The organism is Candidatus Laterigemmans baculatus (assembly GCF_010367455.1).
In the GTDB taxonomy this organism is placed as follows: Bacteria; Planctomycetota; Planctomycetia; order Pirellulales; family Pirellulaceae; genus Laterigemmans; species Laterigemmans baculatus.
Map to the genome: position 1 here is coordinate 1 of NZ_WRPR01000105.1, position 7,080 is coordinate 7,080.

4 protein-coding genes are annotated in these 7,080 nt (G+C 64.0%); all 4 read right to left on the bottom strand.

What is annotated here, in order from left to right:
* Nucleotides 1-180: 180 nt before the first annotated feature.
* Nucleotides 181-3,138: an FAD-binding and (Fe-S)-binding domain-containing protein gene (locus tag GNK13_RS17895; RefSeq protein WP_164103924.1), complete on the bottom strand. Its 2,958-nt coding sequence runs from the start codon at nt 3,136-3,138 to the stop codon at nt 181-183.
* Nucleotides 3,139-3,343: 205 nt separating this feature from the next.
* Nucleotides 3,344-5,431, bottom strand: coding sequence for an elongation factor G (gene fusA / locus GNK13_RS17900; RefSeq protein WP_164103925.1), 2,088 nt, complete (start codon nt 5,429-5,431; stop codon nt 3,344-3,346).
* Between the two features lie 148 nt (nt 5,432-5,579).
* On the bottom strand, nt 5,580-6,050 hold the full coding sequence (gene rpsG / locus GNK13_RS17905) for a 30S ribosomal protein S7 (RefSeq protein ID WP_164103926.1): 471 nt from the start codon (nt 6,048-6,050) through the stop codon (nt 5,580-5,582).
* A gap of 6 nt (nt 6,051-6,056) precedes the next feature.
* A complete protein-coding gene (rpsL, locus tag GNK13_RS17910) occupies nt 6,057-6,425 on the bottom strand; it encodes a 30S ribosomal protein S12 (protein ID WP_164103927.1) in 369 nt (122 codons plus the stop codon).
* Nucleotides 6,426-7,080: the final 655 nt, after the last annotated feature.

Consider the following 7,080-nt stretch of genomic DNA (forward strand, 5'->3'; position numbering starts at 1 on the left):
CCGCCCGCCTCTTCTCGTAAAATCCAACCGCATCAGCCGCCCCGAGCCTAAAATCCATCAGCGGATGAAATATCCGGGCTAGCGTCCGGTTTTCTCGGCGTGTTCGAGAACCGGGGGCTAGCGCCCGGCGGCTGATTTTGGAACCGCCTGCGTCCCTGAGATTATTCCCCGCCCCCACCTTTATCGCGGTTCGACCACTTCCACCCAGTGCTCGGCTTCGACGCCCAAACAGTCTTTCAACTGATGGCGGCAAGAGATTCCGCAGGCGACGATCGACTTGCCTTCTTTGACCGCTTTGCGAACCGCCGGAAAGAGTCGGTCTTCGCCGATCTTCTGAGACAGTTCAAAATGCTCGTAGCCGAACGAGCCAGCCATTCCGCAGCAGCCGGCGTCGAGATCTTCGCACTCGGTCCCCGGCATTGCGTCGAACAGCTCGCGGATCGCCGCGGTCCCAAACAGCGCCTTCTGGTGGCAATGCCCGTGCAGCAACACGTGGCTATGCTTGCTGCGAAGCTCGACCCCTTCGCGATGCAAAAATTGGTCGATCATCTGAACCTGCCCGGAAACGCGTGCGGCGAGCTCCGCATCCTCGACAAGATCGGCCAGGTCGTCGACCAGGGCTGAGGCACAGGATGGTTCGAGGCAGAGGATCGGCAGTCCCTCGCGGGCAAACGCGTCGAGCTTGCGAAACGTCTCGGTTCCGAGCTGCTTGGCTTCCCGCACGAGCCCTTTGGAAAGCCGCGTCCGCTGACAGCATCCGGCCTCGGCCAAAAGAACCTCGTAGCCGAGCGAACTCAGCAGCCGGATTGCCGCGAGCGCGATCTTCGGCTCGAAGTAGTTTGCATAGGTATCGTCGAACAGGACCACGCGACCGCGCGGCGGGGCCGCCACCGGCGGAGCCTGCGCTTTCAAATGCTGCTGCAAGGTCCGCGAGGCGAACGGGGGGAGCGGACGTCGCCGGTCGATTCCCGTCAGCCGCTCAAGGACGGCCCGTCCCCCGGGAACGAGCGACGCGAGGTTCGCCACTCCCGCGGCTCGTCCGGCGAGCCGCCGCGCCGCGTCGGGCATCCGCCCGAGAATTTTGGCTCCGAGCGGCGTCCCTTTGCGGTCATACCGCATCTGCAGAGCCTCGCTCTTGAGCTTCGCCATGTCGACCGAGTTGGGGCATTCACTCTTGCACGCTTTGCAAGCGAGACAGAGCGACAAGCAATCGTGGACGCCGTCGGATCCAATCGCGGCGACCGGATCATCGCCGAGCTGGCCCGACATGGCCAACCGGAGTGCGTTCGCCCGCCCACGCGTCGAGTGCTGTTCGTCGCGAGTCGCCATGTAGGAGGGGCACATCGTGCCGCTGCCAATCTTGCGACAGGCCCCGACGCCGTTGCACTGCTCGACAGCCAGCTTCAGCCCACCCTGTGCGGCGTAGCGATACTCCGAAGCGGCTTGGGCACGAGCCGCATTCCATTCGTAACCGGGGGTCTGGTAGCGGAGGTTTTCGGTCATCGTCTGGGCAGCGACGACTTTGCCGGGATTCATCAGCCCGAGCGGATCGAACAACCGCTTCAGCTCGACAAACGCGCCGTACAGCTCCTCACCAAACATCTGCGGCAGGAACTCGCCGCGGACTTGCCCGTCTCCGTGCTCGCCCGACCACGACCCGCCGTACTCCATCACCCACTGAAAAGCCTGGCGCGCGATCGCTTCCATCTTGTGAACGTCCGCCGGATCGTGCAGGTCGAGCGAGGGGACCACGTGGACGACGCCAACCGAAGCATGAGCATAGAGGCTGACTCGCGTGACGCCCTGCTCGTCGCACAGCGTTTGGATCTTGCGGATGTATTCGGCCAGGTGCTCGGTCGGCACGCAGGCGTCTTCGATGAAGTCGCGGCCTTTGTTCGCACCACGGACGTTGGAGATCAGCCCCAAGCCGAGTTTGCGGGTTTCCCACACGTCGTGGATTCCCAGAGCGTCGACGAACACGGGCCAGGCGTATCCGACTCCCTGCTCCTGCATCGCCGCGGCAAACCGCTGAGCCCGCTCGGTGGCCTGGCCGGCATCCTCGCCGAAAAACTCCACGATCTGCACCGCTTGCGGATCGCCCTCGATGAAGTGAGCCATGTGCCGCGTGGCCACGTTCACTTTCGCTTCCCGCATCACCGTCGCATCGAGCAGCTCGACCGTCGTTGGCTCATGGCTGAGCATCGTGTCGACGCTCCGCAGCGAAGCGTCGAGATCATGGAAGTGGACGACGCAGAGCGCGGTCGCTTTGGGGAGCGGGACCAGCCGCACCTTGGCTTCGAGCAACACGGCCAAGGTCCCCTCGGAGCCGACGATCAAGTTCGCCAGATTCCAGCTGCGGTGCCCTCGGTTCGATGCGGCGCGGGGGCCGATCGGTCCGGTGTAGCCCGCCCCGTCGACGAACTCGTCGAGGTTGTACCCCGAGACGCGGCGGAGGACTTTTGGGTACCGGCGGAGGATCTCCTCGCGATGCCGCTCGATCAGCTCGCCCACGCCGCGATACAGCTCCGCCTCGCGAGCCGACACACCGCGGCCCTCGGCCCGGGCACGCCACTCGATGTCATCGACCGGCTCAAACTCGCAGACCGTGCCATCGGCCAAGGCGACGCGGCACGAGAGCACGTGGTCGATCGTTTTCCCGTAGACAACGCTCCGCGTGCCGCAGGTGTTATTGCCGATCATCCCGCCGATCGTGGCCCGCGATCCGGTCGCCGGGTCGGGCGCGAACTGGAGTCCTGCCGCGGCGACGGCTCGGTTCAACTGGTCGCGGATCACTCCCGGCCCGACCCGCGCCCAGCCCTCCTCGGCGTTCACCTCGAGGATCTGGTCCATGTACTTTGAGACGTCCAGCACCATCCCCGGCCCGAAGGTTTGCCCCGAAAGCGAAGTCCCTCCACCCCGCGCTGTCACCGGCACCCCGAACCGCCCCGCCAGCCGAATCGCCTCGACCGCGTCGGCCTCGTCGCGAGGCACCACGACGCACCGCGGGACGACTTGAAACAGCGAGGCGTCGGTGGCGTACACCCCGCGAACGACCTCGTCGAAGTAGACATCGCCCCGGATCGCCGAGCGGACTTCGGCTTCAAATGCGGCGGCATCGATGGAGGGTGGAGAGTGCATCGCCCGAACGCTCGAAGTGAATGAATCGTGTCAATCGTTTAACGGCAAGCCGCAGGCGACTGCTTTTCCGAAACACCGACGCCTTCGGCTAGCCGTTAAACGATTTCGCTAACTGCTTTTCCGAAACACCGACGCCTTCGGCTAGCCGTTAAACGATTTCGCTAACGCCTCAGCCTTGGGCCAACAGCCCCCTCGCTTAGGCGACTCAAAACGTGAACGCCGTCGCGTCCTCGGGCGGGGCGGGTTGGTAGCCGAGCGGTTCCATGCTGCTGCTCGCGCGGCCTTGCGAGAGGCTGCGGATGGCGCTGGAGTAGCCGAACAGCTCCTTGAGCGGGGCATGGGCGACGATCGTCGTCAGCGCCCCGCGGCTTTCGGTCTTGGCGATCATCCCGCGGCGCTGCTGCAAGTCGCCGACGATCTCTCCCATGTAATCGTCGGGGGTCGTGATCTCGACTCGCATCACCGGTTCGAGCAGCGTCGGGACCGCTTCCTGCAGCCCCCGCTCAAAGGCGTCGCCAGCCGCGATCCGGAACGCCACTTCGTCGCTGCCTTCCTCGTGTGCCTCCCCTCCAGTCACGCTGATCTTGACCCCGGTCAACGGGAATCCGGCCAGCAATCCGCCGCCGCCAGCCCGCTCGCGGAGCTCTTCGAGCGCCGCGGTCCGGGGGCCATTGGGGATCGTCGTCTCCGGCGGCAAGCGGTCGAAGACGATGACCGGCGCGGCGGGATCCTCGAGCGGCTCGACCGTCACGGCCAAGCGAGCGAACATTTGCGTCGCACCGATTTGACGATTGCACTGGCCGACGACTTTGGCTTTTTTGGCGATCGTCTCGCGGTAGTTGACGCGCGGCTTGTAGAACTTGACCTTCAGCCCAAAATCGCGAGTCAAGCGGTGCTGGATCACCTCCAGATGCAGCTCGCCCATCCCGCTGATCAACGTCTGCCCCGTCTCTTCGTTGGTCGAGGCGTCGAACGTGGGGTCCTGACGCTTGAGCATCTCGAGCGTCTCGTAGAGCTTCTTGCGATCGGCCGTGCTCTCCGGTTCGATCGCCATCGAGAGGACGCTCGAGGCGAAGCTGATGCTCGGCAGCTCGATCTCATCGCGGGTTTCGCAGAGCGTATCGCCGGTGATCGCGTGCCGCGGGCCGATCACGCACACAATGTCGCCGGCCGGGGCCGAGTCGATCTGACCGTCGCGCTCTTTCTTGCTGGCGTGGATCTGCCACAACTGGGCCACGTTCTCCTTCTTCTCGCGGTTGGGACAGGAGACGCGGGAGTTCGCTTTGAGCGTCCCGCTGTAGATCCGGATCCAGTAGTTGTCGCCCGTTTTGGCCGGCAGAATCTTGAAGACCAACCCGCAGAATGGCTCCTTCGGATCGGGCTTGCGGCTGAGCGTCTGGTCGGGATGGGCGGGATCGACCCCTTCGACCGGCGGCCGATCGAGTGGGCTCGGCAAGTAATAGCCGACGCCGTCGAGGAGCGGATTGACGCCGATCCCATGCAGCGCCGAGCCGCAGAAGACGGGCTGGATCTGCCGACGCAGGCAGGCGCTGCGGAGCGCCGAGCGGATCTGCTCGGCCGTGATCTCCTGCTCTTCCATCGCCGCCAGGGCCAACGGTTCGTCGAACTCGTAGAGCGCCTCGAGCATCTGCTCGCGATACAGCATCGCTTCGTCGAGCAGCTCGTCGGGGATCTCGCCGGCAGTAACCTTCTTCCCCTCACTCTCCGGATCGAACTCGAGGAACCGCATCCCGACCAGATCGATCACTCCCCGAAACGGCGAGGAGACGTGGGCCGGGCCGGCACCGACAGGAATCTGGACCGGAACCGGATTGCCGCCGAGCCGCGGGCCGATGTCCGAAACGACCGAGAAAAAGTCCGCTCCTTCGCGATCCATCTTGTTGATGAAGACGATTCGCGGCACGTCGTAGCGATCGGCCTGCCGCCAGACCGTCTCGCTCTGAGCCTCGACTCCCTCGCGAGCCGAAAAGACGACCACGGCTCCATCGAGCACGCGGAGGCAGCGCTCGACTTCGGCCGTGAAATCGACGTGGCCGGGGGTGTCGATCAAGTTCAACTGGTACTCGTTCCACCGCAGCCGCACGGTCGCCGAGAAGATCGTGATCCCCCGCTCCTGCTCCTCCGGATCGTCGTCGGTATCGGTCGTTCCCGAGTCGACCCGCCCCACGCGGTGTTTGGCACCGCTGAGAAACAGCATCCGTTCGGTAACGGTCGTTTTGCCGGCATCGATGTGCGCGATGATGCCGATGTTGCGAAGGTTCGACAGGGACATGGGAAGCAAGTTGCGGGGAGAGTGGTGGAAGGACACGCATTGTGGCAAAGCCGGGCCAAGCGGCAAAGCCACGAAAAAAGCCGCCATCCCCGGCAACAGGGACGCGGCTTTCTCGATGCTTCGGAGGATCAAATCGCCTCGTGGGCGATCACCACGCAAAGTGAGCGAATGCCTTGTTGGCGTCGGCCATCCGGTGGGTGTTTTCGCGTTTGGTGTACGCCACGCCTTCCTTCTTGTAACCGGCGATCAATTCGTCGGCCAACTTGAGGTGCGTCGGACGCCCCTTCTTGTCCCGCACCGCCCCCAGGATCCACCGCAGAGCCAGGCTCTGCTGACGCGCCCGATTGACCTGCATCGGGACCTGGTAGCTGGCACCACCGACCCGCTTGCTGCGGACTTCGATGTACGGCTTGACGTTCTCGATCGCCTGCTCAAAGACTTCGATCGGCTCGGCGTCGGGAATCCGACGGCCGATTTCATCCAGCGCCCGGTAGAGCACCTGCTGAGCGACGGTCTTTTTGCCGTCCTGCATCAAGCAGTTGATGAACTTGCTGGCCAGGATCGAGTCGTAGCGAGGGTCCGGTTTCAGCTGCGTCCGGCTAGCAGTAATACTTCCCATGGTTGTTTAGCCCTTCTTGGCACCGTAACGCGAGCGAGCTTGTTTGCGATTGTCGACGCCCAGCGTGTCACGGCTGCCGCGAACCACCTGATAACGAACACCCGGCAAATCGCGGACACGACCCCCGCGGACGAGCACGATCGAGTGCTCCTGCAGGTTGTGGCCTTCGCCGGGAATGTAAACCGTGACCTCTTTGCCGTTGCTCAGCCGCACGCGGGTAATCTTCCGCAGCGCCGAGTTCGGCTTTTTGGGGGTCATTGTGCGAACCTGCAAGCACACGCCCTGCTTCTGCGGGCAGCGGTCCAACACCGGGGACTTGCTGACCTTGCGGGCCTTTTTGCGTCGCTTGCGGACGAGTTGATTGATAGTGGGCATGGGCTGCGGATCACGCTCGGCCGTTGGGCGAGCCGTACAGAGTGCGGACTGGGGCGTGGATGCGAAAGGGACGAGTATGAGGCCGCGGCCTTCAGTGTCAAGGGGGATTTGGAGCCGAGGCAAGGTTGTCAGGGGCCACGGAAGGACACGAGCCACGGAAGGACACGGGCCACGGAAGGACACGAGCCACGGAAGAGCACGGGCCACGGAAGGACACGGAAGAGCACGGAAGGGAGGAGAGGGGCAGGGATCGTCGGACTCGTACTCAGCGAAGCGGTACGCGTACTCGAAACAACAGCCGGGAACCAGTGGCCGGTGGGAGAGGGGCCACGGAAGGACACGGAACCGCGCACGGAAGTGGGTAGCGGGGGAAGGCAAAGGGCACTGCGGTAGACACCGATCGCAGGAAATCCGCGCTCTCGGATATTTCAGATCTCAGAAATCTCAGATTCTGAAAGTTCCTACTCGTACTCAGCGAAGCGGTACTCGTACTCGTACTCGAAACCCGGCACTCACGGAAAGCACCCACGCTGGGATCGAGTACCGCTGCGCTGAGTACGAGTACGAGGCCCTTGCTCCCCTTCCGTGCTCTTCCGTGTCCTTCCGTGGCCCGCGTCCTCCCGCCTCCCGCCTCCCGCCTCCCGCCTCCCGCGTC